A 22,809-nucleotide genomic window follows, 5' to 3' on the forward strand; every position below is an offset into this window, starting at 1 on the left:
CGTCATGATTGCCAACGTATTGACCATCGCTGGCTCCGACCCCTCTGGTGGGGCGGGCATCCAAGCGGATCTGAAGACCTTCTCCGCGCTGGGCACCTACGGCACCAGCGTGATCACGGCGCTGACCGCCCAAAACACTTGCGGTGTCGCCGGGGTACATGGCGTCTCGGTGGCGGCCATCCGTCAGCAGTTGGAGCACCTGCTGGCCGATGTGCATATCGATGCCGTGAAGATCGGCATGGTGGCCAGCCGTGACGTGGCACAGACCATTGCCGACGTGCTGCGGCAGCGTCGCCCACGCTGGATCGTGCTGGATCCGGTCATGGTCGCGAAGAGCGGTGACGTCCTGGTGGACGATGCCGGCATCCGCGCCGTGCGCGATATTCTGGTGCCCCTGGCGGACGTGATCACTCCCAATCTTCCCGAAGCCGCCGTGCTGCTGGACCGCTCGCGGCCCGCATCGCTGGAAGACATGGAGGCGCTGCTGCCAGCGCTGGTGGCCTTGGGCGCGCCTTACGTGGTACTCAAGGGTGGGCACCTGCGGGGTGAAACCTGCCCGGATTTGCTGGCCTCCCCTCAGGGCCGGCGCTGGCTGGCCGCCGAACGGATTGCCACCGACAACCTGCACGGCACCGGCTGTGCGTTGTCATCGGCGATCACGGCATGCCTGGCCAAGCTGTCCCCGCAGGCAAGCAGCGAGGCCCCCATCGAAGCGATCACCACCGCCAAGCAGTGGTTGCACGAGGCCCTGGCCGCCAGCGAACGCCTGAACGTGGGCCAGGGAAGAGGGCCGGTTCATCACTTTCATGCCTGGTGGTAGCCGTCGCTGGAAGCGCTCAATGACTCAGGGCCTGCGCCGATAAAAGACCGCTTGCGAGATAGGCGAACGGGCACCATGCTGAAGGGTGCCCGTTTCATCCAACCGACTGCGCTATTCGGCCAAGGAGCATGCCCATGTCTCGCTCGCTGCTGTTTGCCTCCGATCTTTCCCGGGAAAATCGCGCCGCGTTCGCACGCGCGCTGCGCCTTGCCCAGGAGCAAGGTGCTTCCCTGAACACGCTGCACGTGCTCGACCCTTATCTGCCGCATCGCACCCTGCATGACCTGGAGCAGGCCATCAGTGATGATATCAGCGCCACGCTGACGGATTTAAGTGAAGACTACGCTCTGGCGCTGCCTCCGCTGATGATCCAGACCGTGGTGGGCGAGCCCCATGCGGAAATCGTCCGCGAGGCCCACGAGCGTCACGCATCGCTGATCGTGCTGGGTATGCATCGCAAGCGCGGCCAGAAGGAGCTACTGCAGGGCACCACCATGATGCGCGTGCTGCGCAGCGCGCCGTGCCCGGTGGTCATCGCGTTCACCCCGCCTACGCAGGCCTGGCAGCATATTGTGGTGCCCATCGACTTTTCACTGACCGCACGCCAGACACTCAAGGAAGCCCTGATACGCTTCCCGGAGGCGCAGATCACCCTGCTGCATGCCTGGAGCCTGCCGGGCGAGCGTGAGGTGGGTAATCAGGCCTTCTACGCCCAGTGGCGAGACCATGAGGTCAACCGGCTGCGCACGGCGCTGGACAACGAAGTCGATAGCCTGATGGACGAACTGCAGGGCGTGCCTGATACGCAGCTGGTACTGGAGCCGGGCAACCCCTGCGATGTGCTCGGCGACTATATCAAGCGCCATTCGCCTGACCTGGTGATGCTGGGAAGCCGCAGCCGACCCCAGCAGCCCAACCCGCTTACCGAGATGCTGCTGAGCGAGCCGCACTGCGATGTGATGATCTGCCGCCCCTGGTAGCGCCGCCAGTCCTTTGGTTGTACGGAACCTTTACGCATAACATGGGCATGTATAGCGTAGGGGTTTCTGTTCCGTCTGCCTTGGGAGGAAAACACCGCGCGGCGACTCAAGCAATCCACTCCGTTCACCACAGCGCGGCTAGCAGTTCGACCGTGTGGTCGAAGACCAGGGCCAACGCTACATCCTGCTAGGCAGTGGCGTGTTCCGCTACATGATCTGGACGGCCTGCGCGGGGGCCTACTACCAGCTGGAAGGCGAAAACGAGCCGCAACCGCTGGGCGAAGGTTTTCGGGATGCCCTGTTAGGGCGCCGCTGAACTGCGCTAGACTCTTGCCTTTCAGCCATTCCAAGGGTAGCCGTAACGTGAAGGCTTTGATTCAACGGGTAACCACCGCCAGCGTGACGGTGGAGGGGCAGGCCATTGGCGCTATCGATCACGGGCTCGTGGCGCTGATCGGCGTCGAAAGAGGCGACAGCGAGGCTAATGCCGACAAGCTGTTGCACAAGCTGCTGAATTACCGCGTGTTCAGTGACGAGGCGGGCAAGATGAACCATAACCTGCAGCAGGCCCAGGGGGGCTTGCTGCTGGTGTCCCAGTTCACGCTGGCCGCCGATACCCGCAAGGGGCTGCGGCCGGGTTTTTCCAGCGCCGCACCGCCGGAGGAGGGCGAGCGGCTATTCGATTACCTGGTGGCGCGCGCGCAGCAAGCGGGCCCACCGGTGGCCACTGGGCAGTTTGGCGCCGACATGCAGGTGGCGCTGGTCAACGATGGCCCGGTGACCTTCATGCTGGAAGGGTAGCGGAAAAACCTCAGGCGTTTTCGCTGGCCAGCAGTTCGGCTTCCATGGCTTCCAGCGCCTCTTCGGCGGCCAGCCAGGCCTGCTCGGTGCGCTCCAGCTCGACCTTGGCATCGGCTTGCCGGGCCAGCGCCTGGGTCAGTTCCGCCTTGCGGGCGCTGTCGGTATACAGCGTGGCATCGGCCAGCACGGTTTCGACTTCTTCCAGCGCCGCCTGGGCCTTCTCCATCTGTTTTTCGGCCTGATCACGAACCTTTTTCAAGGGTCGCAGCTTTTCACGCAGCTCGGCGGCAGCCTTGCGAGCGGCCTTGCGGTCGGTCGTGGGCTGCTGCCCCTGGCGTTCGCTCTTCTCGCTACGGGCGTCGCGGCGGCTCTCTTCCAGGCGTGCTTTCAGCCAGGCGCGGTAATCCTCCAGGTCGCCATCGAACGGCTCGACCCGATGGTCGGCCACACGCCAGAATTCATCGACCGTGGCGCGCAGCAGGTGACGATCGTGGGAAACCAGGATGACCGTGCCCTCGAAGGCGGCCAGCGCTTCGGTGAGCGCTTCGCGCATTTCCAGGTCCAGGTGGTTGGTCGGTTCGTCCAGCAGCAGCAGGTTGGGTTTTTGCCAGGCCACCAGCGCCAGCGCCAGGCGCGCCTTCTCGCCCCCCGAGAAGGTCGCCACCTCGCCGAAGGCGTCATCGCCCTTGAAACCGAAGCCGCCCAGGAAGTTGCGAATGTCCTGATCGCTGGCGGTAGGGGAGAGCCGCTGGACGTGGACAAATGGGGTGGTGGTCACGTCCAGCCCTTCCAACTGATGCTGGGCAAAGTAACCAATCGCCAGATGCTCGCCGGGCACCCGCTTGCCTTCCAGCAAGGCCAGCTCGCCGGTCAGCGATTTGATCAGCGTGGATTTGCCCGCGCCGTTGGGGCCCAGCAAGCCAATGCGGCTACCGGGTAGCAGGGTGATATTGACCTTTTCCAGCTGCGCGACATCGGCCGCTTCGCTGCGATATCCCAGGGTTGCCTGATCCAGCACCAGCAGGGGGTGAGAGGTCTTGTCGGCGGCGGGTAGCGTGAAGTGGAAGGGCGAGTCCACATGCGCCATGGCGATATCTTCCATGCGCTCGAGCATCTTCATGCGGCTCTGGGCCTGGCGAGCCTTGGTCGCCTTGGCCTTGAAGCGGGCGATGAAACGCTCTATTTCCTCACGGCGCGCCTGCTGCTTGGCGGCTTCGGCCTGCTGGAGCGCGAGCTTTTCGGCACGGGTACGCTCGAAGCGTGAGTAGTTGCCCCGGTAAAGCTCCAGGGTCTGATGATGCATGTGGACGATGTGGTCGCACACGGCATCCAGGAAGTCGCGGTCGTGGGAGATCAGCAGCAGCGTGCCTGGGTAACGTACCAGCCACTGCTCCAGCCACAGCAGTGCATCCAGGTCCAGGTGGTTGGTCGGCTCGTCGAGCAGCAGCAGGTCGGAAGGCATGAACAGAGTGCGGGCCAGGTTGACTCGCATACGCCAGCCACCGGAAAAATCGGCAAGCGGGCGCTGCAGGTCGGCCTGCAGGAAGCCCAGCCCCACCAGCAGCTGGGCGGCGCGCGAGGCGGCGCTGTAGCCATCCAGTGTCTCGATCAGGCCGTGCAACTCGGCTTCACGGTGGGCGTCCCCCGCCTGCTGGGCGGCCAGCAGGTCGGCTTCGGCCTGGCGCAGGGCATGATCGCCATCCAGCACGTACTCGACGATGGGCCGGTCCAGCGCTTCCACTTCCTGAGCCATGTGTGCGATACGCTGGCCACCGCTCATCTCTACATCGCCCTGGTCCGGGCCCAGCTCGCCCAGCAGCAGTTTGAACAGGCTCGACTTGCCTGCCCCGTTGGCCCCGATAATGCCTGCCTTGACACCGTTGTGCAGGGTCAGGTCGGCGCTTTCCAGGAGCGTTTGCGTACCTCGTTGCAGGGCGACTTGGCGCAGTGCGATCATGCTTTCTCCCGAAACCAGTGGGTAAATTCATGGATTCTAACCGATTGCAGGACTTGCAGCAGGCTTTGCAGCACCGTTCGCTATGGGATTTTGCGCTGGCCTTTTATGCTCAGCCCGGTGTGGAGCAGGCGTGCTTGACACTGCAGGACGCCGCCGATGTCGATGTCTGCGAGCTGTTGCTGCATGGGTGGCTGTATTGCCACGGCCTCCAGGCCAGGCGCGAGGCGCTTGCCGATATCAGCCGTGAGCGAGCGCATTGGCAGGGCCAGTTCACTGAGCCGCTACGCCATCTACGCCGTGAATTGAAGCGTCAGGCGGCCGAGGACGAGGCCATCGATGCGTTGCGCAAGACCATCAAGACCGCCGAACTGCAGGCCGAGCGTGTAAATCTTCAACGTTGGCAGCAGTGGGCTCAGGCGCCTAAGCATGTCTCGCAGCGTTTGGAAGAAGTCGTTGATAGTCAGCAAGATGGCAGCTTTTGGCTGCAAAATAGGCTTTTTTTGGCCAATGTTGACAGCGCTTCACTGCATGATTCACGCGTGCGCGATGACATCGCTGCTGCGCTGGAATGCCTGGCAAGTCGGCTTGACCACTGTAAATCACCACGCTAGCCTGAAATTAGGCTGTTTTTGGGCAACCCGTGCCAATTGTGCGGTGATCGCCCGCTAACCCACAGCAATGAGTCAATCGGCAAAAGCGTTTCTGCGTGGTTAGCGGATGACCAGATAGCACTGGACAGATAACACCAAATTCATGCTCGCTCGTAGAGCGTGCTACCACTGCCAGGGAACTCAGTATGAAGCCAAACAAGTTTGTTTCGACTCGTTCACTCACCACGAAACTCATCACGTCCGCGAGCGTAGGTGCTCTGCTGCTTGGCCTGAGCGCCGCAGCGCAGGCAGATAACTGGCGTTATGCCCACGAAGAGTATGAAGGCGACGTTCAGGATGTCTTCGCCATGGCGTTCAAGGAGTACGTGGAAGAGAATTCCGACCACACCGTCCAGGTATATCGTTTTGGCGAGCTGGGCGAGTCTGACGACATCATGGAGCAGACCCAGGCGGGTATTCTGCAGTTCGTCAACCAGTCGCCTGGTTTCACGGGCGCACTGATCCCCGAAGCGCAAATCTTCTTCGTGCCTTACCTGCTGCCCACCGATGAAGAAACGGTCATCGAGTTCTTCAACTCCAGCACCGCGATCCATGAAACCTTCCCGGAGCTCTACGCGGAGCAGGGGCTGGAGCTGCTCAAGATGTACCCAGAAGGTGAGATGGTCGTCACCCTCGACGAGCCGTTTACCTCGCCAGACGAGCTGCGTGGCAAGAACATCCGCACCATGACCAACCCGCTGCTGGCGGAAACCTACCGCGCCTTCGGCGCCAGCCCCACGCCGCTGCCTTGGGGTGAGGTCTATGGTGGCCTGCAAACCAACATTCTGCAGGGCCAGGAAAACCCCATCTTCTGGATCGAGTCGGGCGGCCTGTATGAAGTTTCCCCCAACCTGGTGTTCACCGGCCATGGCTGGTTCACCACGGCCATGATGGCCAACCAGGACTTCTTCGAAGGTCTCTCGGAAGATGACCAGCAGCTGGTGCGTGATGCCACGGAAGCGGCTTACGAGCACACCATGGAGCACATCTCGGGCTTGGCTGACGAGTCGCTGGAGAAAATCCAGGCCGCCTCCGATGACGTGACCGTGACGCGTCTCGATGAAGAGCAGATTCAAGCCTTCCGCGAGCGTGCGCCCCAGGTAGAAGAGCGCTTCGTGGAGATGACTGGCGAGCGCGGTGCGGCACTGCTCGAGCAGTTCAAGGAAGACCTCGAAGCGGTGACCAGCAACTGATTCATGGCAAGGGCTTGGCAGGGCTGACGCCCACAATGCCCGCAAATGCGTGAAAGCAAAAGGGGTGGCCAAGTGCTGCCCCTTTTTTGTTCACCACTCCGTGAAGAGCAACACCCTTCAAGCGTGACGCAGGGTGCGGCTAATCAGCGTTGAATGGTGGGCTGAGTCGAGCCGCTACAGTAGCAAGGTAGACCGACAAGTGTAACGGGAACAGAGAGGAACAACTCCAATGGATATGAGCGAAGATGATATTGCTGAAAAACAGTATCGCTCTATGCTGCCTGGGCTGCTGGGTACCGTTGATACGTGGATCAGCAAGGCCGAAGCCTTCATCTTGGCCTCGGGTGTCATTCTGATGGCCATCAACACCGTGGCCAACGTCATTGGCCGCTTCGTGTTTGGTGAAAGCCTGCACTTTTCCGAAGAGGTCAACCGCATGCTGATCGTGCTGGTGACCTTCGCCGGGATTGGCTATGCCGCTCGGCATGGTCGGCATATCCGCATGTCGGCGATCTACGATGCCCTGCCCACGGGCGGTCGCCGTGCGCTGATGGTCTTCATCAGTCTGTTTACGGCGCTAGTGATGTTCGTGCTGTGCTACTTCTCGATTGGTTATATCGACACCATCATGAGCCGAGGCCGTAGCTTGCCCTCCACGGGCATTCCTGCCTGGTGGATGTACGTCTGGGTGCCGGTGGGCTTTGCCGTTACCGGTATTCAGTACGTCATGACGGCGATCACTAACCTGCTTTCGAAGGATGTGTACCTGTCCACGCATGTGGTGGACGGCTACAAGGACACCGAAACCGAAGTCTAGGCAGCGAGGAAACACGCATGACTGCGACGATAATTACCCTCATGATCGTGCTGCTGCTGCTCGGCTTCCCGATGATGATCCCCTTGATGACCGCGGCCTTCGTGGGCTTTTTCATGAGCTTCGGCGGCCTGGGCCAGATGGAAACGCTCATTCAGCAGATGATGCGCGGCATCAGCCCCACCGCGCTGATTGCGGTACCCATGTTCATTCTGGCAGCCGACATCATGACCCGCGGGCAGTCGGCCAATCGATTGATCGACATGGTGATGACCTTCGTGGGCCATATCAAAGGCGGCCTGGCCGTCAGTACGGCGGTCTCCTGCACGCTGTTTGGTGCCGTGTCCGGGTCTACCCAGGCCACCGTGGTGGCCGTGGGCTCCCCGTTGCGCCCGCGCATGCTGAAGGCAGGCTACAAAGATCCCTTCACCTTGGCGCTGATCATCAACTCCAGCGACATCGCCTTTTTGATACCACCCAGTATCGGCATGATCATTTACGGGGTGGTATCACAAACGTCGATTGCCGAGCTGTTCATTGCCGGTATCGGGCCCGGCCTGCTGATTTTGGCCATGTTCTCCGCCTACTGCATCATCTACGCCATCGTCAACAAGGTGCCCACCGAGCCCAAGGCCAGCTGGAAAGAGCGAGCCGTGGCCGTGCAAAAGGCGCTGTGGCCGCTGGGCTTTCCGGTACTGATCGTCGGTGGCATTTATGGCGGGGTGTTTAGCCCGACCGAGGCGGCGGCGGCCTGCGTACTGTACGCCTTCCTGCTGGAATTCGTGATTTTCCGCTCGCTGAAGCTGCCGGACATGTTCACCATTGCCAAGTCCACGGGCTTGATCACCGCCGTGGTGTTCATCCTGGTGGCAGCAGGCAACGGCTTCTCGTGGATCATCTCGTTTGCCCAGATCCCGCAGACGATTCTGGGCACCTTCGGAATCAATGAAGCGGGGCCCGTGGGCGTGCTGGTGGCCATTTCGATAGCCTTCTTCGTGGCCTGCATGTTCGTCGATCCCATCGTGGTGATTCTGGTGCTGACCCCCATTTTTGCACCGGCGATTGCGGCTTCGGGGCTGGATCCGGTTCTGGTGGGGGTACTGATCACCCTGCAGGTGGCCATTGGCTCGGCAACGCCGCCCTTTGGGTGTGACATCTTTACCGCCATTGCGATTTTCAAGCGGCCTTACCTGGAAGTGATCCGCGGCACGCCGCCCTTCATTTTCATGCTGATTCTCGCGGCGGCCCTGATCATCATGTTCCCGCAGATTGCGCTGTTCCTGCGCGACCTTGCTTTCCGCTAGCCGCTAGGAGCGCTTATGTTCAACCGCATCTTGATTCCTGTGGATGGCTCCAAGGGGGCCATCAAGGCGCTGGAGAAGGCCGTTGGCCTGCACATGCTCACTGGGGCAGAGCTCTACCTGCTGTGCGTGTTCAAGCATCACAGCCTGCTGGAAGCGTCGCTCTCCATGGTGAGACCCAACAAGCTCGACCTGCCGGACGATGCCTTGAAGGAGTACGCTACCGAAATTGCGGTGCACGCCAAGTCGCATGCCATCGAACTGGGTGCCGATAGCCTGCGCGTGCGCGCTTTCGTCAAGGGCGGGCGCCCCTCGCGTACCATCGTGCGCTTTGCGCGCAAGCGGGAGTGCGATTTGATCGTGATCGGCGCCCAGGGCACCAACGGCGAGAAGAATCTGCTGTTGGGCAGCGTGTCCCAGCGCGTGGCTGGGGCGGCACACTGCCCTACGCTGGTGGTGTAAACCTCTGCGGCATCCTGTTGTCTGAAGAGAACGTCTGAACAACACCCGCCGCGTCAGGTAATGCAGCCTGACGCGGCGGGTGTTAGTCTTTAGAGATTCGACAACACGTTGGCGCGCTGCGCCGCTGGATAAGGTTTTTCCATGAAAGCACTTGTGACTTCTACTGCCCTGACTGGTTTGTTGCTGGTAGCACCGTTCGCCGCCGCAGCCCCCGAGACCGACGAGCAACGCCTGGCTTACAGCCTGGGGGTGACGTTGGGCGAGAGCATGCAGGCCGATATCGAAGATCTGGATCTCGATGCCTTCACCGATGGCATGCGCGACGTTTTCGACGGTAATGAGCTGGCGATGAGCGAAGAAGAGATGATGGAAGCGCTGATGAACTTCCAGGAAAGCTCCATGGAGGCCCGCGAGCAGCAGGCCGCTGAAATTGCCCAGCTGAACCTGGAAGAAGGCCAGGCCTTCCTGGAAGAGAACGCCGAGCGTGGGGGTGTGGAAGTCACCGAGTCGGGCCTTCAATATGAAGTGCTGGAGTCTGGCGATGGCGCCACGCCTGGCCCTGAAGATACCGTGGAAGTGAACTACGAAGGCATGCTGCTGGATGGCACTGTGTTCGACAGCTCCTTCGAGCGTGGCCAGTCGGTCAGTTTCCAGGTGAATCAGGTCATCGAAGGTTGGCAGGAAGCGCTGCAACTGATGAGCGTGGGCGACAGCTGGATGCTCTATATCCCTGCCGAGCTGGCTTACGGCGAGCGCGGTCAAGGTCCGATCGGTCCGAACGAGATGCTCACTTTCCGCGTTGAACTGCTGGGCGTCGAGTAACCCATGCCTGCCGCCACTCCCTATCGCCTGCTGAGCTTATTGATGCTCATGGGCGGCAGTGCTGCCCATGCTCAGGCGGAAACGCTGCCAACTGACCTGCCTGCGTTGGGTGCGATGCCCGAGGCTGCTTCAGTGGTGGGCGTTTCGTCGGGGGGCTACATGGCCACGCAGCTGGCCGTTGCCTGGCCGGAGCGTTTCAGCGGCGTTGGGGTGCTGGGCGCAGGCCCTTGGGGCTGTGCCCAGGGGGCGCTGAGCCTGGCGCTCAACCAGTGCATGATGACCCGCCGAGGCTTGCCTTCACTGGACACGCTGGAACAGCGCCATGAGCGCTATATGGCGCTGGAGCAAGTAGGCAGCCGCGAGGCGCTGCGCCAGCTCAGAACCTACGTGTGGCATGGCGATGCCGATGCAACGGTTTCACCCGCGTTGGGTGATCTGTTAGCCAAACAGTGGCAAGGTTGGCTGGCAGAGCCCGACGAGCAGCTGCGCTATGTGCAGCGTGAAAACACCGGGCACGGCTGGCCGGTGGCCATGCCCAAGGATGCCCCCATCGACCCGCAATCCTTGGGCGACTGCCACCTGGGCGGCGGTAGTCACGTACTGGCCTGTGGCGACAATGTGGCCGCCGATATGCTGGACTGGCTCTACCCCGAGCGGCCAGTGCAGGAGAGTGAAGGCGAGTTACGGCGCTTCGATCAGTCCGAGTTTGCCGTCAAGGGCTTGGCCGATACGGGCTATGTCTTCGTGCCCGAAACGTGTGACGCGGGAGGCTGCCCCGTCACCGTGGCGTTGCATGGCTGCCAGATGAATGACGAAGCGATTGGCGACACCTTTGCTCGCTACAGCGGCCTGAACCGCTGGGCCGAGGAGCACGGGCAGATCATCCTCTACCCCCAGACCGAAAGCAGCATGGCCAACCCGCAAGCCTGTTGGGACTGGTGGGGGTTTGCCGAAAGTACATGGCAAATCAACCCTTTGCATGACACCCGTGAAGGCACGCAGGCCAAAGCCCTGATGGCCATGGTCGAGCGACTCCAAGAGGCGCCCGACGCTCCCGCAGAGGAAAGCACGCAGGAGGCGGACTAGCCGCCCAGCTCGCTCTCCAAGGCAGATTTCAACCCATGGGGGGTGGGCGAGTAGAGCACTCGCTGCAGGATGGTTCCCTCGCGGTTCACCAGAAACAGTGACGCACTATGGTCGATGGTATAGGCCATGGCGGAATCCGGCGCCTCGACACGGCGCCAGATGACGCCATAGCGCTCGGCAACATCGCTCAACTGCTCCTGGCTGCCCACCAGCCCCACGAACTCCTCGCCGAAAAACTGCATGTATTCATTCATGCGCTCCAGCGTATCGCGTTCCGGGTCCACGGTGATCATCACCGGCACCACACGCTCACGCTGCTGTTCGTCCAGCTGTGACAGCACTTGGCGCTTTACGGCCTGGTTCATGGGGCAGACGTCTGGGCAGTAGGTGTAACCGAAAGAGACCACGGCGATCTCGTCGTCATCCAGTTGGGTCAGCGTAAAGTCGCCGTGGGTGGAGGGCATGGCGATGGGACCGCCTTGCGGCTCGCCGTCGTTCGACGGGGTGGCCAGCTGGTACATCCCGACGGCGCTGACCGTCAACAGGACCCCCAGCAGTGCCAATCCCCACACCAGCGGTTTACGTTTATTTGCTGCGGCCATGCCTTCAGCTCCTTGTGACATCGAAATCGAACCAGCTACCCAGTTTGCCCTCGGGCGTATCGAGAATGACCCGTGCTCGCCAGGGCATGACCTCCTGGGTGCAAATGCCCACCTGACCCTGGCCATGGAAATGTCCGGGCGCCGTTTCGGTGAGCGTGAAACGGTGCAAGCCCATGTCCATGTCTCGGCCCACGAAGTCGACGGTCACCTGACTGGCGCTGACGCCGTCCACTTCGACGTCCAGAGGCAGCACTTCCAGCGCCTGGATACGCCCATGGGCATCGATGGAGAGGGATAGGTGCCCCTTGTCTCCCAGCGTTGCCGAACATTGGCTAGTATGCAAGTTGCACTCACCGCTGGGCGAGAACCAGACCACATCGCTGTCGCCCTTCAGCCAGTTGGCAAAGGCATACCAGGTGCAGGCCGCCAGCGCGAGGCCCGTGACCAGTATCAACACTTTCAGCGCTGGAAAACCCGTCAGCTCGACGGGTTTAGGCAATTTCTTCATGGCAGAATAGTCGCTACGCAAGCCGTGAGGCGGGGAAGTTGGATTCATGGTAACAGCTATCCAGCGGATGTCGCTGTGCTGGGATGTCGCACTTGATAAGGAAAACAAATGGAGAGTATTACGGGCGCGCTTGGCCCCCTGTTTCTACTGATTCTGCTGGGCGTTCTACTAGGCAACCGCCACTGGCCCAGCAGTGAGTTCTGGGTACAGATGGAGCGCTTGATCTACTTTGTGCTGTTCCCCGCCATGCTGGTGGGCACGTTGGCTACCGCGGACGTCAGTCAGGTTCCTGTCGGGCGGCTGGCGCTGGTGCTGCTGGGCGCGATGGCCCTGTTCGGTATGGCGCTCTGGCATTTTCGGGGCTGGTTGGCACTGGAGCCAGCGGCGTTCACGTCCGTTTTCCAGGGGGCCGTCCGTTTCAATACCTACGTGGGTGTCGCGGGTGCCGCCGCGCTGCATGGCAGCCTGGGAGCCACGACGGCTGCCGTGGCCGTGGCGCTGATGGTGCCTATCGTCAACGTGATGTGCGTCGCCAGCTTTGTGGCTGCGGGCACCCTGGGCAGTGCCAGCGTGGGCAAAAGCGCCCTGGCGCTGATCAAGAATCCGCTGATTCTGGGCTGTCTGCTGGGGATTGCCTTGAACGTGAGCGGCATCGGCCTGCCCGGCTGGAGCGAAGACACCGTCTCGCTGCTGGGGGGCGCTGCCTTGCCGCTGGGACTGGTGGCTGTCGGGGTGGCGCTGCGCCCGCGTGCGTTGCTGCGCTTCGACCGCGGTGTGCTGGCCACCAATACCATCAAGCTGGTATTGATGCCTGTATTGGTGCTGGTGTTGGCCTGGGCGTTGAGGCTGGACCCCGTCAGCCGAGACGTGGCGCTGCTCTTTGCGGCGCTGCCCACGGCTACATCGGCCTATATCTTGGCGCGACAGCTGGGCGGCGATGCCGAGCTCATGGCGGCGATCATCACTGGACAGACGCTATTGGCGATGCTGACGCTGCCGATGTGGCTGCAATGGGTGGGGGGATAAAAATAAATAAAAACCATTAGCATTTGAGTTGACGGATTAAATGAGAACTATTACATTATGGGTGTGGCGTTTGATGAGACGCCACAGGCCAAGACAGAAACCGCCAGTTTCCTGTCATGGTTTCTCCCTCTCATTGCTAGTCACGGTCTTTTGCCGCTCCATTGGAGCGGCTTTCTTTTTTGGTGGGTCAGTTGCGGCAGAGACCGGACGTCAGGCTTCCCGGCGGTAGATCAAGTCCCATACGCCGTGACCGAGCTTCTCGCCGCGCGCTTCGAACTTGGTGAGCGGGCGGAATTCCGGGCGCGGTACATAGGGGGCCGTGTCTTGATCGGCGGTGTTGGCATAGCCAGGGGCCGCCTCCATCACCTCGGCCATCCATTCGGCATAGGCTTCCCAGTCGGTGGCCATATGGAAGGTGCCGCCGGGCATGAGGCGCGTGCGAATGAGCTCCACGAAGGCTGGCTGGACGATGCGCCGCTTGTGGTGTTTCTTCTTCGGCCATGGGTCGGGGAAGAAGAGCTGCAGGGTCGTCAACGAGCCTTCGGGCAGGCACTGCTCCAGCACGGCCAGGGCGTCTTCGCGGTAAACCCGCAGGTTGGTCAGGCCGCGTTTGTCGACCTCGTCCAGCAGTTTGCCCACCCCGGGGGCGTGTACTTCGATACCGATAAAGTCGGTATCCGGGTGGGTTTCGGCCTGCTCGATCAGCGAATTACCCATGCCAAAGCCGATTTCCACCACGCGGGGGGCTTGGCGGCCAAACAGGGCATCCAGATCCTGGCGGCCATCGGCAATGGTCAAGCCCAGGCGTGGCCATACTTCTTCAAGCCCGCGCTGCTGGGCCTGGGTCATGCGCCCGGCACGGATCACGTAGCTTTTGATGCCGCGACGGTGCAGCGGTGCGTCGGCACTTTCGGGGCCAGTGGTGTTGCCGTTCGGCACAGTGTCGTTGGTGTCGGTCATGATGTCTCTGTATCAGCCGTTGATTCGGCCAGCAAATGGCGAAGAGGGGTCGGCGCTTTGGCGGCGCGGCATGCGGCCTGCCAAGAACGCATCGCGGCCAGCCTCGACGGCGAGCTTCATGGCGTTGGCCATGCGCAGCGGGTCGCGTGCGTGGGCAATCGCGGTATTCAGCAGTACCCCGTCGCACCCTAGCTCCATGGCCATGGCGGCATCCGAGGCCGTCCCGATGCCGGCATCTACCAAGACGGGGACCTTGCTCTGCTCGACGATCAGGCGCACGTTGTGCGGGTTCTGAATGCCGTGGCCCGAGCCAATCAGCGAGCCCAGCGGCATGATGGCGCAGCAGCCCATGGCTTCCAGCTCGCGTGCCACAATCGGGTCATCGCTGGTGTACACCATCACGTCGAAACCATCAGCCAGCAGTGTCTCGGCCGCTTTTAGCGTCTCGACCACGTTGGGGTAGAGCGTATGGTCATCGCCGAGCACTTCCAGCTTGACGAGGTTGTGGCCATCCAGCAGTTCGCGGGCCAAGCGGCAGGTGCGCACGGCATCTTTCGCGTTGTAGCAGCCAGCGGTATTGGGCAGCAGGGTGTACTGCTTGGGCGAGATGACGTCGAGCAGGTTCGGCGCATCGGCATCCTGGCCAAGGTTGGTGCGGCGCACGGCAAAGGTGACGATTTCGGCACCGCTCTGGGCAATGGCAGCACCGGTTTCGGTAAAGTCTTTGTACTTGCCGGTACCCACTAACAGGCGGGAGCTAAAATCACGTCCGGCAATGGTGAACGGTGTATCAGTCAGTTGCGTCATAGCGATTCCTTGAAAAAGCACCGGCAGCTAGCCGCCGCCAATGGCGTGGACCACTTCGATCTGGTCGCCTGCGGCCAGCGGGGTCGCGGCCAGTTGGCTCTTAGGCACAATCTGTTCGTTGATTTCGACAGCGATACGACGCCCGCCCAGGCCAAGCTGCTCGACCAAGTCGGCAGCGGTGAGGCCTGCGGTCATGGCGTAGGGTTCGCCGTTGAGCGTAAGCTGTATCGACTCATTGGGGGTAGGCATAAACAGTAAGCACCCTGGTGGATGAGGCAAAACGGCCTCTATTGTAGCGGTTTCGACCCGTGCAAGGTATGCAGCGGGGTGAATATCTCATGATTAACGGGGTGGCGATGCGCCGCCAACATAGGTGAAAAGGAGTCAGGCGTGCAGCGAATCGACAAGCTGTGGTGGTGTGTGGTGGCGCTTTTAGGGGCAACCATGGTGATGCTGGGGGCTTACGCGGCCCATGGGCTCTCGGCACGCACCAGCGCTGCCATGGTAGATATCGTAGAAACCGGCGTGCGCTACCAAGCGTGGCACACGCTGGCCATGCTGGCGGTGCTTGCTTGGCGCAGCCAACGTCCGCTCCCCGGTCAGCAGGTCGTACTCGCCTTATGGGCGTTAGGTGTGCTGGCCTTTGCTGGTTCGCTCTACCTGATGGCGCTGGCCGGGTTGAGCGTAGGTATCGTGACGCCGATCGGCGGGCTGCTGCTGATGGCCGGTTGGCTGGCCCTGGGCGTCACGGCGCTGCTAAGCCGCTCTTAATCGATGCTAGCCCAGTAGCATGCGCAGCGGCATCCACAGGCCCATGCCGATCATCACCAGGTTTTCGGTGAGCGACACAAAGCCGAGCGGTACGTTGCTGTTGCCACCCACGCAGGCGCACTTGAGTTCGCGCTTATCGATGTAAACCGCTTTGAAGACTGATACCGCGCCCACGGTGCCGACGAATAGCGCCAGCGGCGCGGCTACCCAAATCAGTGTACCAGCCAGCATCAACAGCCCGGCGGCGGTTTCGGCGTAGGGGTAAACGTAGCTATAGGGCACGTAGCGCTGGGCGAGCAGGTCGTAGTTGAGAAACATGGTGCTGAAGCTTTCGATATCCTGCAGCTTCTGCAGGCCCAGCAGCACCATCGCGGTCGCTACGGCAAACTCTGGCATGCGCGCCGTGAGCAGCGTGCCCTGGGTCGTCCAGCTCATCGCCAGGCCTATCAATAGCGCGATGGCAAAAATGGCCAGCACCGGGCGGTAGGTAGTCTCTTTGGCATTGGGAACGCTCATCCCTAGATGCTCACGCAGCTCTTCGTAGCCGCCGATACGCTCCCCATCGATATACACCTGCGGCGTGGTATCGACATCTTCTCGCGCCTTGAACGCGTCGATCTCCTCACGAGAGGTGAGGGTGTGGTCATCCACCGCGTAGCCTTTGCGTTTGAGCAGGTCGACGGTCTTCAAGCCGAACGGGCACATGTGCTCGGCGGTTTTCATCCGATACACCTGTGCGGTGTGGTGGGTCGTTGCTGCCATCATCAGTCTCCTTGTCGTCTTACGATCAACGTCCAACCTTTAGCGTAGAACCTGGTGCCGCCCATAGGTCAAATGAGAGGGAAAGACCGTTGTCTGGTCCTTGACCTGTGGGTAGCCCCAAGGTGGTAAGCTTTGCAAAAAACGGTGTCATAGGAGAGCGATATGAAACGACATGCCACTGCGCTGCTGGTATCCGGTGCTTTGATGTTCGGCGCTGCGACCGCCCACGCCGCGCTGCCGGATGAGGCGACGCTGTATAAAAACCCGCAATGCGGCTGCTGCGATGAGTACGCGCGTCATCTTGAAGCGCTGGGCGTAGACGTCACCATTATTGATGACGTCGAGCTGGGTGATATCAAACAGCAGGCGGGCGTGCCTTACGGCATGGGCTCTTGCCACACCATTGAGATAGGCAACTATTGGATTGAAGGACACGTGCCGATGGAAGCGGTTGAGGCACTGTTTGAACAGCAACCGGATGTCGATGGCATCGGCTTAGCCGGTATGCCAATTGGCACACCGGGCATGCCTGGGCCCCAAAGCGAGCCTTACAACGTTTACCTATTCAGCGATCAAGACGCCCAGCCGTTTATGACGCTGTAGGCGAAGAAGCGCCGTTGCGTCGCGCAAACTCTGCTGCGGGTGCTGGCTTGCCAAAATAGTAGCCTTGATACACATGGCATCCTAAGCGAACCAGCACCGTGCACTGGTCGGCAGTTTCCGTGCCTTCGGCAATCACGTCTAATCCCAGGCTCTCTGCTAGGGCGATAATGGTGGCGGCTGCCAGGTGGCTGTGGCGGGGTTTGTGCAGCGTTTCCTTAACGCCACCGGTATTCGCGTACGGGACTACCCGATGACGCTGGATCGGCTGATCGACCAGCTCCCCAAAGTGAGTTGAGCGCGTTAAAGCGTGAACGACCGCGCTGTTCGGCTGCCTAGAGTTTATCCGGCAGCGCATAGCTGGCGGTGACATGCACCACGGGGCGCGTGTCATCGCTGGCGGAGAAAATCTGTACTTCGCCCACCGCCAGGCGGCGGCCCAGCTTGATCAGCTTGGCGTAGGCAATAATGTCGTGGTCGCCGGAGGCTGCGCGTAAAAAGTGGCAGTTTAAATCGCTGGTCACGGCCATCGCTTCGGGGCCAATTTGGGCGAGTATCGCCACGTACAGCGCCACATCCGCAAAGCCCATCATGGTGGGGCCGGAAACGCGGGGGCCAGGGCGCAGGTGCTCATGGCCAATGCTTAGGCGCATGGTAGCGCACATCTCTCCAACGCTCTCTATCTTGCCCATTCGCTGGGGAAAGACCTCATCCAGAAAGTGCTCGATCTGCTCGACGGTCATGACGGTCATCGTTGTTGTTCTCCTTGACGTTAACGTAAGCCAGCATAAATAAAAAAACCCCAAGGCGCGAGCCTTGGGGCTTGGCAGGCCATTCAGCGGGTGCTTACTTGGCCTTGTGCACCTGGCGCCACTCGTGCAGCAGCGGTTCGGTGTAGCCAGAAGGCTGTTCACGGCCCTTGAAGATCAGGTCTGAGGCCGCTTTAAAGGCGGTAGAGCCTTCAAAGTCGGCGCTCATGGCGGTGTACGTCGGGTCGCCAGCGTTCTGCTCATCGACCACTTTCGCCATGCGCTTGAGGGTTTCCTCGACACGTGGCGCATCGACGATGCCATGGTGCAGCCAGTTGGCAATGTGCTGGCTGGAGATACGCAGCGTGGCGCGGTCTTCCATCAGGCCCACGTTGTGAATGTCCGGCACCTTCGAGCAGCCTACGCCGTGCTCTACCCAGCGCACCACGTAACCCAGAATGCCCTGGCAGTTGTTATCCAGCTCTTGCTGAATTTCGTCATCCGACCAGTTGGGGTTTTCCGCTACCGGCACGGTGAGCAGGTCGTCCAGGAAGTCCGGCTCGCCCTGGGCTTCCAGCTCGCGCTGAACGTCGTTCACGTTTACTTGGTGGTAGTGTAGCGCGTGCAGGGTCGCCGCTGTGGGGGAAGGGACCCACGCCGTGTTGGCACCGGCCTTCGGGTGGCCAATCTTCTGCTCCAGCATGCTGTGCATCAAATCGGGCATGGCCCACATGCCTTTACCAATCTGGGCGCGGCCGCGCAGGCCACAGGCCAAACCGACCTGCACGTTGTTTTTCTCGTAGGCAGTGATCCACGCGGCGCTCTTCATATCGCCTTTGCGAACCATCGGGCCTGCTTCCATGGCGGTGTGCATCTCATCGCCGGTACGATCCAGGAAGCCGGTGTTGATGAAGACTACGCGTGAGGTGGCTTCGGCAATACATGCCTTGAGGTTGACCGTGGTGCGACGCTCTTCGTCCATGATGCCCATTTTCAGGGTGTCACGGCTCATGCCGAGAATGTCTTCCACGCGGCCAAATAGCTCGTTAGCGAAGGCGACTTCTTTAGGGCCGTGCATCTTCGGCTTCACGATATACACCGAGCCTGCGCGGGAGTTGCGCGGCTGGTCGGCGTCTTTCTTCAGGTCGTGCAGGGCCAGCAGCGAAGTCACCACCGCGTCCAGAATGCCTTCCGGCAGCTCGTTGCCGTTTTCGTCCAGCACTGCAGGCGTGGTCATCAGGTGGCCCACGTTGCGCACGAACATCAGCGAACGGCCCGGCAGCGTGACGGTGTTGCCATCGGTGGTTTGCCAAGTGCGGTCGGCGTGCAGCTTACGGGTGAAGGTTTTGCCGCCTTTTTCGATGTTCTCTTCCAGGTCGCCCTTCATCAGGCCGAGCCAGTTGCTGTACACACCGACTTTATCTTCAGAATCCACCGCCGCAACGGAGTCTTCGCAATCCATGATGGCGGTCAGCGCGGCTTCAACCACGACGTCTTTGACGTGTGCCGGGTCGGTCTTGCCGATGGGGTGGCTGGCATCAATCTGGATTTCCAGGTGCAGGCCGTTGTTGGCCAGCAGAATCGACTCGGGGGCAGAAGCGTCGCCGTTGAAGCCGATCAGCTTGCCTGCATCTTGCAGGCCGGTTTCACGACCGCCCTCCAGGCTGACCACCAGGTGGCCATCGCGAATCACGTATTTCACTGCATCCCGGTGGGAACCGGTGGCCAGCGGGGCGGCACGGTCCAGCACGCCACGGGCGTAAGCGATGACTTTTTCGCCGCGCTTCGGGTTGAAGCTGGTGCCTTTTTCCGCGCCGTCTTCTTCAGAGATGGCGTCGGTGCCGTACAGCGCATCGTACAGGCTGCCCCAGCGGGCGTTGGCCGCGTTCAGGGCGTAGCGAGCGTTGCTTACCGGCACCACCAGCTGTGGGCCTGCTTGCGTGGCCACTTCGCGGTCGACGTTGGCCGTGGTGGCTTTCACGCTATTCGGCGCGTCTACCAAGTAACCCGCTTCTTTCAGGAAGCTGCGGTAGGCGGGCATGTCGCTGACCGGGCCGGGGTTTTCACGGTGCCAGGCGTCCAGCTTCTCTTGCAGCGTGTCGCGCTCTTCGAGCAGTTGGCGGTTTTTTGGGGTCAAATCGTGGAACAGGGCATCGACACCGGCCCAGAAGGCGCTTTCGTCGACGCCGGTGCCCGGCAGAGCCTGCTCGTTGATGAAACGGTCCAGGTCGGCTGCCACCTGTAAACGGTGGCGCGTGATACGCTCGCTCATGGGGATCTCCTGTGAAGGTGCCCGTGGATTGTTCTAGTGCCACGGTTCGGGTGAAAGGTGATTTATGGAAAATACTTCCACACCTGCGGTGGCATGTAAACAGGGTAGACCCGAAAGCGGTAAAATGCTCGACCAAATGATGAGAGTGGCCCCGCTGCCGCTGCGATCAAGCGCTGTTTCGCCAGCCCATGGATGTGTCGTGTTCACGGAGAGACGTTGATGCATAATTTCCAGCATTTGGAAGGCCTGTTTCGCCAGGCAGCAGGCGATTCGCCGCTCTCTCTCTTGAGGCCGGGCGAGGCCCTCACGGACGCCATGCACGACTACTTCTGCCATTACGGTTTGGCGGCCTTGCTGAGTGATACCCATGAGGTGCACGCTGGTTTCATCGATACCGGTCGGTTTGCGCTCTGGTGCCAGGTATGGAGCCCGCCCTCACCGGTGGGCACGGCGTTTGTGATTCACGGCTATTTCGACCACCTGGGGCTGTATCGCCATTTGCTGGGCTGCTTGCTGGCCAAGGGCTGGCGCGTGGTGCTGTGGGACTTGCCGGGCCATGGGCTTTCCAGCGGCCCCCGGGCCGAGATCGAAGACTTCGACGACTACCAGCACTGCCTGACTTACCTGCAAGAGGCGCTGCAGGTATATGGCATGGCGCCTACGCCGTGGCTGGGGGTCGGGCAGAGTACCGGCGCGGCCATTCTGGCCACGGATGCGTTGACGCGCCAAGACGAGGCAGGCTGGGCAGGCATCGTGCTGCTGGCACCCCTGGTACGGCCCTGGCGCTGGAGCCAATCCAGCTGGCTTCACTTGATTGCCAGCCCGTTCGTCAAGGAGCTACCGCGCAAGTATCGGCCCAACTCCACCGATGAGCAGTTCGCCGAATTCCTGCGTGACCAGGACCCGTTGCAGCCTGAGCGGCTGAGCGTGGCGTGGATTACCGCCATGCGCCGCTGGATGCCCCGGCTGCTGGCGCTGGAGCCCAGCCCGCTACCCACCTTGATTCTTCAAGGCGAGCAGGACCTCACGGTCGATTGGGAGTGGAATCTGGCCATTCTGGCGGAGAAGTTTCCCAACGCGGAGATTCACCGCCACCCGGAGGCGCGCCACCACTTGGTGAACGAAGCAGATCCTATCCGTGAAGTGCTGTTTGAAGCGCTGGATCGCTTTATCGAGAACGTGCATTAAGCTCCCTTCAATAGCCGATCCAACTGCCGGTAGCCGATGGCTTCGATAAAGTGCGGCTGAGAGGGCTTGGGTTCGCCCTGCAGATCGGCCAGCGTCAGCGCCACGCGCAGTACCCGGTGGTAGGCGCGGGCGGAGAGCTTGAGCTTTTCCAGTACGCCAGCGAGCCAGGCGCGCTCTTCATCGTTGAGGGCGCAGGCGGCTTCCAGCGCTTTACCGTTGAGCTGGCTGTTGAGCGCGCCCCGAGCCATTTGCCGCTCCCGAGCTGCCATCACCCGCTCGCGCACGGCGCTGGAGGGCTCGCCCTGGGTTTGTGCGGTGAGCTGCTCCGGTGGCAGCGCGGGTACTTCCACCTGCAGGTCGATGCGGTCCAGCAGCGGGCCAGAAAGCCGCGCCTGGTAGCGCTGAATCTGGCTGGCGCTGCACTGGCAGCGGCTTCGCGGGTCGCCCAGGTGCCCGCAGGGGCAGGGATTCATGGCGGCAACGAGCTGAAATTGAGCAGGGTAGCGGCGCTCATGGCTGGCGCGGGAGAGGTGAATTTCGCCTGTCTCCAGCGGCTGACGCAACACTTCCAGCACGTGGCGGGAGAACTCCGGCAGCTCGTCCAGAAACAGCACGCCGTGGTGTGCCAGCGAGATTTCCCCCGGCTTGGGCTTCGAGCCGCCCCCAACCAACGCAGCGGCGCTGGCACTGTGGTGGGGCTGGCGGAAGGGCCGCTGGCCCCAGTCGGCTTCCAGCGCCAAGCCGCATACCGAGCGCACCGCCGCCACCTCCAGGGCGTCGTCCTCGGAAAGCGGCGGCAGAATGCCGGGCAAGCGGCTGGCCAGCATGGTTTTGCCGGTGCCGGGTGGGCCTGCAAACAGCAAGTTGTGGCCCCCGGCGGCGGCCACTTCCAGCGCGCGGCGGGCCTGGTGCTGGCCGCGCACATCGGCCAGGTCGGCCATGGGCGTGGTCGATTTGGCCGATGCCGAGAGCTGGTGGGGTGGGATCTTTTCCTGGCCTAGCAGGTGGGCGACGACTTGCCAGAGAGAGTCGGCGGGCAGCACCGGTAGATCGCCCGCCAGGGCAGCTTCATCGGCGCAGGCGCGGGGCACGATCAACGCCTTGTTGGTACGGCGAGTGGCCAGGGCAAAGGGCAGCACGCCGGGTACCGCCCGCAGCTTGCCATCCAGGGCCAGCTCGCCTGCGCACTCCATGCCTTCCAGCGCATCCACCGGGATTTGGCCCGACGCCGCGAGAATGCCCAGCGCAATCGGCAAATCGAAACGGCCACCCTCTTTGGGCAGGTCCGCCGGGGCGAGGTTGAGGGTAATGCGCTTGGTGTTGGGGAAATCGAAGCCCGCGTTGATCAAGGCGCTGCGCACCCGCTCGCGGCTCTCCTTCACGGCGGTTTCCGGCAGGCCCACCAGTGTCAGGCCCGGCAAGCCATTTGCCAGATGTACTTCGACATGCACCGCCGGTGCTTCCAACCCCACGCCCGCCCGCGTGGCCACAATGGCTAGCGTCATCGCCTTTCCTCTGCAGTTATCACATTACTCCAATGTAGGATAAAGCTACATTAGCTTAAGTATTTAACCTAACGTAATTAAGAAGGCTTTGGTAGCGATTAAGCAACCGGTTCAAGTAGGGGAGACAGCTTGACGAAGTAATGCGGTTGCATTAACTTTGTATGCATTACTTT

Annotated in this window: 26 protein-coding genes; 15 read left to right on the forward strand and 11 right to left on the reverse strand. The window is 61.5% G+C overall.

From position 1 onward, the window contains the following. Window positions 1-4: 4 nt before the first annotated feature. The 4 genes from thiD to dtd all read left to right on the forward strand — a co-directional run bounded on the left by thiD (window position 5) and on the right by dtd (window position 2,601). Window positions 5-820, forward strand: coding sequence for a bifunctional hydroxymethylpyrimidine kinase/phosphomethylpyrimidine kinase (thiD, locus tag RVM27_RS09300; protein ID WP_498939478.1), 816 nt, complete (start codon window positions 5-7; stop codon window positions 818-820). 134 nt (window positions 821-954) lie between these two features. Continuing rightward, entirely contained in the window at window positions 955-1,800 is an 846-nt protein-coding gene (locus RVM27_RS09305) for a universal stress protein (RefSeq protein WP_498956416.1), read from the forward strand. A gap of 154 nt (window positions 1,801-1,954) precedes the next feature. Then, window positions 1,955-2,116: a hypothetical protein gene (locus RVM27_RS09310; RefSeq protein ID WP_016915449.1), complete on the forward strand. Its 162-nt coding sequence runs from the start codon at window positions 1,955-1,957 to the stop codon at window positions 2,114-2,116. A gap of 47 nt (window positions 2,117-2,163) precedes the next feature. Then, window positions 2,164-2,601, forward strand: coding sequence for a D-aminoacyl-tRNA deacylase (dtd, locus tag RVM27_RS09315; RefSeq protein ID WP_081138643.1), 438 nt, complete (start codon window positions 2,164-2,166; stop codon window positions 2,599-2,601). A 10-nt stretch (window positions 2,602-2,611) separates the two neighbouring features. Here the strand turns inward: dtd and RVM27_RS09320 are convergent, their stop codons facing one another. Further along, a complete protein-coding gene (locus RVM27_RS09320) occupies window positions 2,612-4,558 on the reverse strand; it encodes an ABC-F family ATP-binding cassette domain-containing protein (protein WP_498956417.1) in 1,947 nt (648 codons plus the stop codon). A 29-nt stretch (window positions 4,559-4,587) separates the two neighbouring features. Here RVM27_RS09320 and RVM27_RS09325 point away from each other — a divergent pair, with 29 nt between their 5' ends. The 7 genes from RVM27_RS09325 to RVM27_RS09355 all read left to right on the forward strand — a co-directional run bounded on the left by RVM27_RS09325 (window position 4,588) and on the right by RVM27_RS09355 (window position 10,886). Then, window positions 4,588-5,169: a TIGR02444 family protein gene (locus RVM27_RS09325; protein WP_498956418.1), complete on the forward strand. Its 582-nt coding sequence runs from the start codon at window positions 4,588-4,590 to the stop codon at window positions 5,167-5,169. Between the two features lie 185 nt (window positions 5,170-5,354). Continuing rightward, a complete protein-coding gene (locus RVM27_RS09330) occupies window positions 5,355-6,401 on the forward strand; it encodes a TRAP transporter substrate-binding protein (protein ID WP_287807061.1) in 1,047 nt (348 codons plus the stop codon). Between the two features lie 229 nt (window positions 6,402-6,630). After that, the gene (locus tag RVM27_RS09335) at window positions 6,631-7,218 is read left to right on the forward strand and encodes a TRAP transporter small permease (RefSeq protein WP_096921809.1); all 588 of its coding nucleotides are present in this window, start codon (window positions 6,631-6,633) and stop codon (window positions 7,216-7,218) included. 17 nt (window positions 7,219-7,235) lie between these two features. Beyond that, on the forward strand, window positions 7,236-8,519 hold the full coding sequence (locus tag RVM27_RS09340; RefSeq protein WP_039178791.1) for a TRAP transporter large permease: 1,284 nt from the start codon (window positions 7,236-7,238) through the stop codon (window positions 8,517-8,519). A gap of 15 nt (window positions 8,520-8,534) precedes the next feature. Next, entirely contained in the window at window positions 8,535-8,978 is a 444-nt protein-coding gene (locus RVM27_RS09345) for a universal stress protein (RefSeq protein WP_016915442.1), read from the forward strand. Between the two features lie 141 nt (window positions 8,979-9,119). Continuing rightward, window positions 9,120-9,800 (forward strand): peptidylprolyl isomerase, encoded by a 681-nt coding sequence (gene bamJ, locus RVM27_RS09350; RefSeq protein ID WP_498274608.1) that lies wholly within the window; start codon window positions 9,120-9,122, stop codon window positions 9,798-9,800. 3 nt (window positions 9,801-9,803) lie between these two features. Then, window positions 9,804-10,886 (forward strand): alpha/beta hydrolase family protein, encoded by a 1,083-nt coding sequence (locus RVM27_RS09355; protein ID WP_498939469.1) that lies wholly within the window; start codon window positions 9,804-9,806, stop codon window positions 10,884-10,886. Here RVM27_RS09355 and RVM27_RS09360 read toward each other — a convergent pair. Both RVM27_RS09360 and RVM27_RS09365 read right to left on the reverse strand, forming a co-directional pair. Continuing rightward, the gene (locus RVM27_RS09360) at window positions 10,883-11,488 is read right to left on the reverse strand and encodes an SCO family protein (RefSeq protein WP_016915439.1); all 606 of its coding nucleotides are present in this window, start codon (window positions 11,486-11,488) and stop codon (window positions 10,883-10,885) included. The genes RVM27_RS09355 and RVM27_RS09360 overlap by 4 nt on opposite strands. Before the next feature lie 4 nt (window positions 11,489-11,492). Next, a complete protein-coding gene (locus RVM27_RS09365) occupies window positions 11,493-12,044 on the reverse strand; it encodes a hypothetical protein (protein ID WP_240525289.1) in 552 nt (183 codons plus the stop codon). 60 nt (window positions 12,045-12,104) lie between these two features. On the opposite strand from RVM27_RS09365, the gene RVM27_RS09370 reads away from it, so the two are divergent. After that, a complete protein-coding gene (locus RVM27_RS09370; RefSeq protein WP_287807071.1) occupies window positions 12,105-13,022 on the forward strand; it encodes an AEC family transporter in 918 nt (305 codons plus the stop codon). A gap of 210 nt (window positions 13,023-13,232) precedes the next feature. Here RVM27_RS09370 and trmB read toward each other — a convergent pair whose 3' ends face one another. The 3 genes from trmB to thiS are packed head-to-tail and all read right to left on the reverse strand — an operon-like array spanning window position 13,233 to window position 15,038. After that, the gene (gene trmB, locus RVM27_RS09375; protein ID WP_144981413.1) at window positions 13,233-13,982 is read right to left on the reverse strand and encodes a tRNA (guanosine(46)-N7)-methyltransferase TrmB; all 750 of its coding nucleotides are present in this window, start codon (window positions 13,980-13,982) and stop codon (window positions 13,233-13,235) included. A 12-nt stretch (window positions 13,983-13,994) separates the two neighbouring features. Further along, window positions 13,995-14,789 (reverse strand): thiazole synthase, encoded by a 795-nt coding sequence (locus tag RVM27_RS09380; RefSeq protein WP_287807074.1) that lies wholly within the window; start codon window positions 14,787-14,789, stop codon window positions 13,995-13,997. 27 nt (window positions 14,790-14,816) lie between these two features. Next, window positions 14,817-15,038 (reverse strand): sulfur carrier protein ThiS, encoded by a 222-nt coding sequence (thiS, locus tag RVM27_RS09385; protein ID WP_044629870.1) that lies wholly within the window; start codon window positions 15,036-15,038, stop codon window positions 14,817-14,819. A gap of 141 nt (window positions 15,039-15,179) precedes the next feature. Here thiS and RVM27_RS09390 point away from each other — a divergent pair, with 141 nt between their 5' ends. Further along, entirely contained in the window at window positions 15,180-15,560 is a 381-nt protein-coding gene (locus RVM27_RS09390; protein ID WP_054640754.1) for a DUF423 domain-containing protein, read from the forward strand. Between the two features lie 6 nt (window positions 15,561-15,566). Here the strand turns inward: RVM27_RS09390 and RVM27_RS09395 are convergent, their stop codons facing one another. Then, complete coding sequence (locus tag RVM27_RS09395; protein WP_228168935.1) at window positions 15,567-16,322, reverse strand: glutaredoxin; 756 nt, start codon at window positions 16,320-16,322, stop codon at window positions 15,567-15,569. A gap of 162 nt (window positions 16,323-16,484) precedes the next feature. Here RVM27_RS09395 and RVM27_RS09400 point away from each other — a divergent pair, with 162 nt between their 5' ends. Further along, window positions 16,485-16,925 (forward strand): DUF411 domain-containing protein, encoded by a 441-nt coding sequence (locus tag RVM27_RS09400; protein WP_228219198.1) that lies wholly within the window; start codon window positions 16,485-16,487, stop codon window positions 16,923-16,925. Here RVM27_RS09400 and RVM27_RS09405 read toward each other — a convergent pair. From RVM27_RS09405 to RVM27_RS09415, 3 genes are all read right to left on the reverse strand, one after another. Then, window positions 16,912-17,061: a hypothetical protein gene (locus RVM27_RS09405; protein ID WP_498956419.1), complete on the reverse strand. Its 150-nt coding sequence runs from the start codon at window positions 17,059-17,061 to the stop codon at window positions 16,912-16,914. The two genes, RVM27_RS09400 and RVM27_RS09405, sit on opposite strands and share 14 nt — an antisense overlap. Before the next feature lie 196 nt (window positions 17,062-17,257). Then, window positions 17,258-17,674: a PaaI family thioesterase gene (locus tag RVM27_RS09410; RefSeq protein WP_287807080.1), complete on the reverse strand. Its 417-nt coding sequence runs from the start codon at window positions 17,672-17,674 to the stop codon at window positions 17,258-17,260. A gap of 94 nt (window positions 17,675-17,768) precedes the next feature. Then, on the reverse strand, window positions 17,769-19,943 hold the full coding sequence (locus RVM27_RS09415; protein WP_287807082.1) for a malate synthase G: 2,175 nt from the start codon (window positions 19,941-19,943) through the stop codon (window positions 17,769-17,771). A gap of 219 nt (window positions 19,944-20,162) precedes the next feature. Between RVM27_RS09415 and RVM27_RS09420 the strand changes: the two genes are divergently transcribed. Then, window positions 20,163-21,131 carry an alpha/beta hydrolase gene (locus tag RVM27_RS09420; RefSeq protein WP_144981403.1) on the forward strand — a complete coding sequence of 323 codons (969 nt, stop codon included), beginning with the start codon at window positions 20,163-20,165 and terminating at the stop codon, window positions 21,129-21,131. Here RVM27_RS09420 and RVM27_RS09425 read toward each other — a convergent pair. Next, window positions 21,128-22,636, reverse strand: coding sequence for a YifB family Mg chelatase-like AAA ATPase (locus RVM27_RS09425; protein ID WP_287807084.1), 1,509 nt, complete (start codon window positions 22,634-22,636; stop codon window positions 21,128-21,130). The genes RVM27_RS09420 and RVM27_RS09425 overlap by 4 nt on opposite strands. Between the last annotated feature and the right edge of the window lie 173 nt (window positions 22,637-22,809).

This window comes from Halomonas sp. KM007, from assembly GCF_050709225.1.
In the GTDB taxonomy this organism is placed as follows: domain Bacteria; phylum Pseudomonadota; class Gammaproteobacteria; order Pseudomonadales; family Halomonadaceae; genus Vreelandella; species Vreelandella hamiltonii.

Bases quoted from the DNA above. Each gene is read 5' to 3' on its own strand.
- RVM27_RS09415 (WP_287807082.1), bottom strand. From the start codon at position 19,943: ATGAGCGAGCGTATCACGCGCCACCGTTTACAGGTGGCAGCCGACCTG.
- RVM27_RS09410 (WP_287807080.1), bottom strand. From the start codon at position 17,674: ATGACCGTCATGACCGTCGAGCAGATCGAGCACTTTCTGGATGAGGTC.
- RVM27_RS09360 (WP_016915439.1), bottom strand. From the start codon at position 11,488: ATGGCCGCAGCAAATAAACGTAAACCGCTGGTGTGGGGATTGGCACTG.
- RVM27_RS09365 (WP_240525289.1), bottom strand. From the start codon at position 12,044: ATGAATCCAACTTCCCCGCCTCACGGCTTGCGTAGCGACTATTCTGCC.
- RVM27_RS09305 (WP_498956416.1), top strand. From the start codon at position 955: ATGTCTCGCTCGCTGCTGTTTGCCTCCGATCTTTCCCGGGAAAATCGC.
- RVM27_RS09345 (WP_016915442.1), top strand. From the start codon at position 8,535: ATGTTCAACCGCATCTTGATTCCTGTGGATGGCTCCAAGGGGGCCATC.
- RVM27_RS09325 (WP_498956418.1), top strand. From the start codon at position 4,588: ATGGATTCTAACCGATTGCAGGACTTGCAGCAGGCTTTGCAGCACCGT.
- RVM27_RS09320 (WP_498956417.1), bottom strand. From the start codon at position 4,558: ATGATCGCACTGCGCCAAGTCGCCCTGCAACGAGGTACGCAAACGCTC.
- RVM27_RS09370 (WP_287807071.1), top strand. From the start codon at position 12,105: ATGGAGAGTATTACGGGCGCGCTTGGCCCCCTGTTTCTACTGATTCTG.
- RVM27_RS09340 (WP_039178791.1), top strand. From the start codon at position 7,236: ATGACTGCGACGATAATTACCCTCATGATCGTGCTGCTGCTGCTCGGC.
- RVM27_RS09355 (WP_498939469.1), top strand. From the start codon at position 9,804: ATGCCTGCCGCCACTCCCTATCGCCTGCTGAGCTTATTGATGCTCATG.
- RVM27_RS09335 (WP_096921809.1), top strand. From the start codon at position 6,631: ATGGATATGAGCGAAGATGATATTGCTGAAAAACAGTATCGCTCTATG.
- trmB (WP_144981413.1), bottom strand. From the start codon at position 13,982: ATGACCGACACCAACGACACTGTGCCGAACGGCAACACCACTGGCCCC.
- RVM27_RS09330 (WP_287807061.1), top strand. From the start codon at position 5,355: ATGAAGCCAAACAAGTTTGTTTCGACTCGTTCACTCACCACGAAACTC.
- RVM27_RS09395 (WP_228168935.1), bottom strand. From the start codon at position 16,322: ATGGCAGCAACGACCCACCACACCGCACAGGTGTATCGGATGAAAACC.
- RVM27_RS09425 (WP_287807084.1), bottom strand. From the start codon at position 22,636: ATGACGCTAGCCATTGTGGCCACGCGGGCGGGCGTGGGGTTGGAAGCA.
- RVM27_RS09380 (WP_287807074.1), bottom strand. From the start codon at position 14,789: ATGACGCAACTGACTGATACACCGTTCACCATTGCCGGACGTGATTTT.
- thiS (WP_044629870.1), bottom strand. From the start codon at position 15,038: ATGCCTACCCCCAATGAGTCGATACAGCTTACGCTCAACGGCGAACCC.
- thiD (WP_498939478.1), top strand. From the start codon at position 5: ATGATTGCCAACGTATTGACCATCGCTGGCTCCGACCCCTCTGGTGGG.
- bamJ (WP_498274608.1), top strand. From the start codon at position 9,120: ATGAAAGCACTTGTGACTTCTACTGCCCTGACTGGTTTGTTGCTGGTA.
- RVM27_RS09420 (WP_144981403.1), top strand. From the start codon at position 20,163: ATGCATAATTTCCAGCATTTGGAAGGCCTGTTTCGCCAGGCAGCAGGC.
- RVM27_RS09400 (WP_228219198.1), top strand. From the start codon at position 16,485: ATGAAACGACATGCCACTGCGCTGCTGGTATCCGGTGCTTTGATGTTC.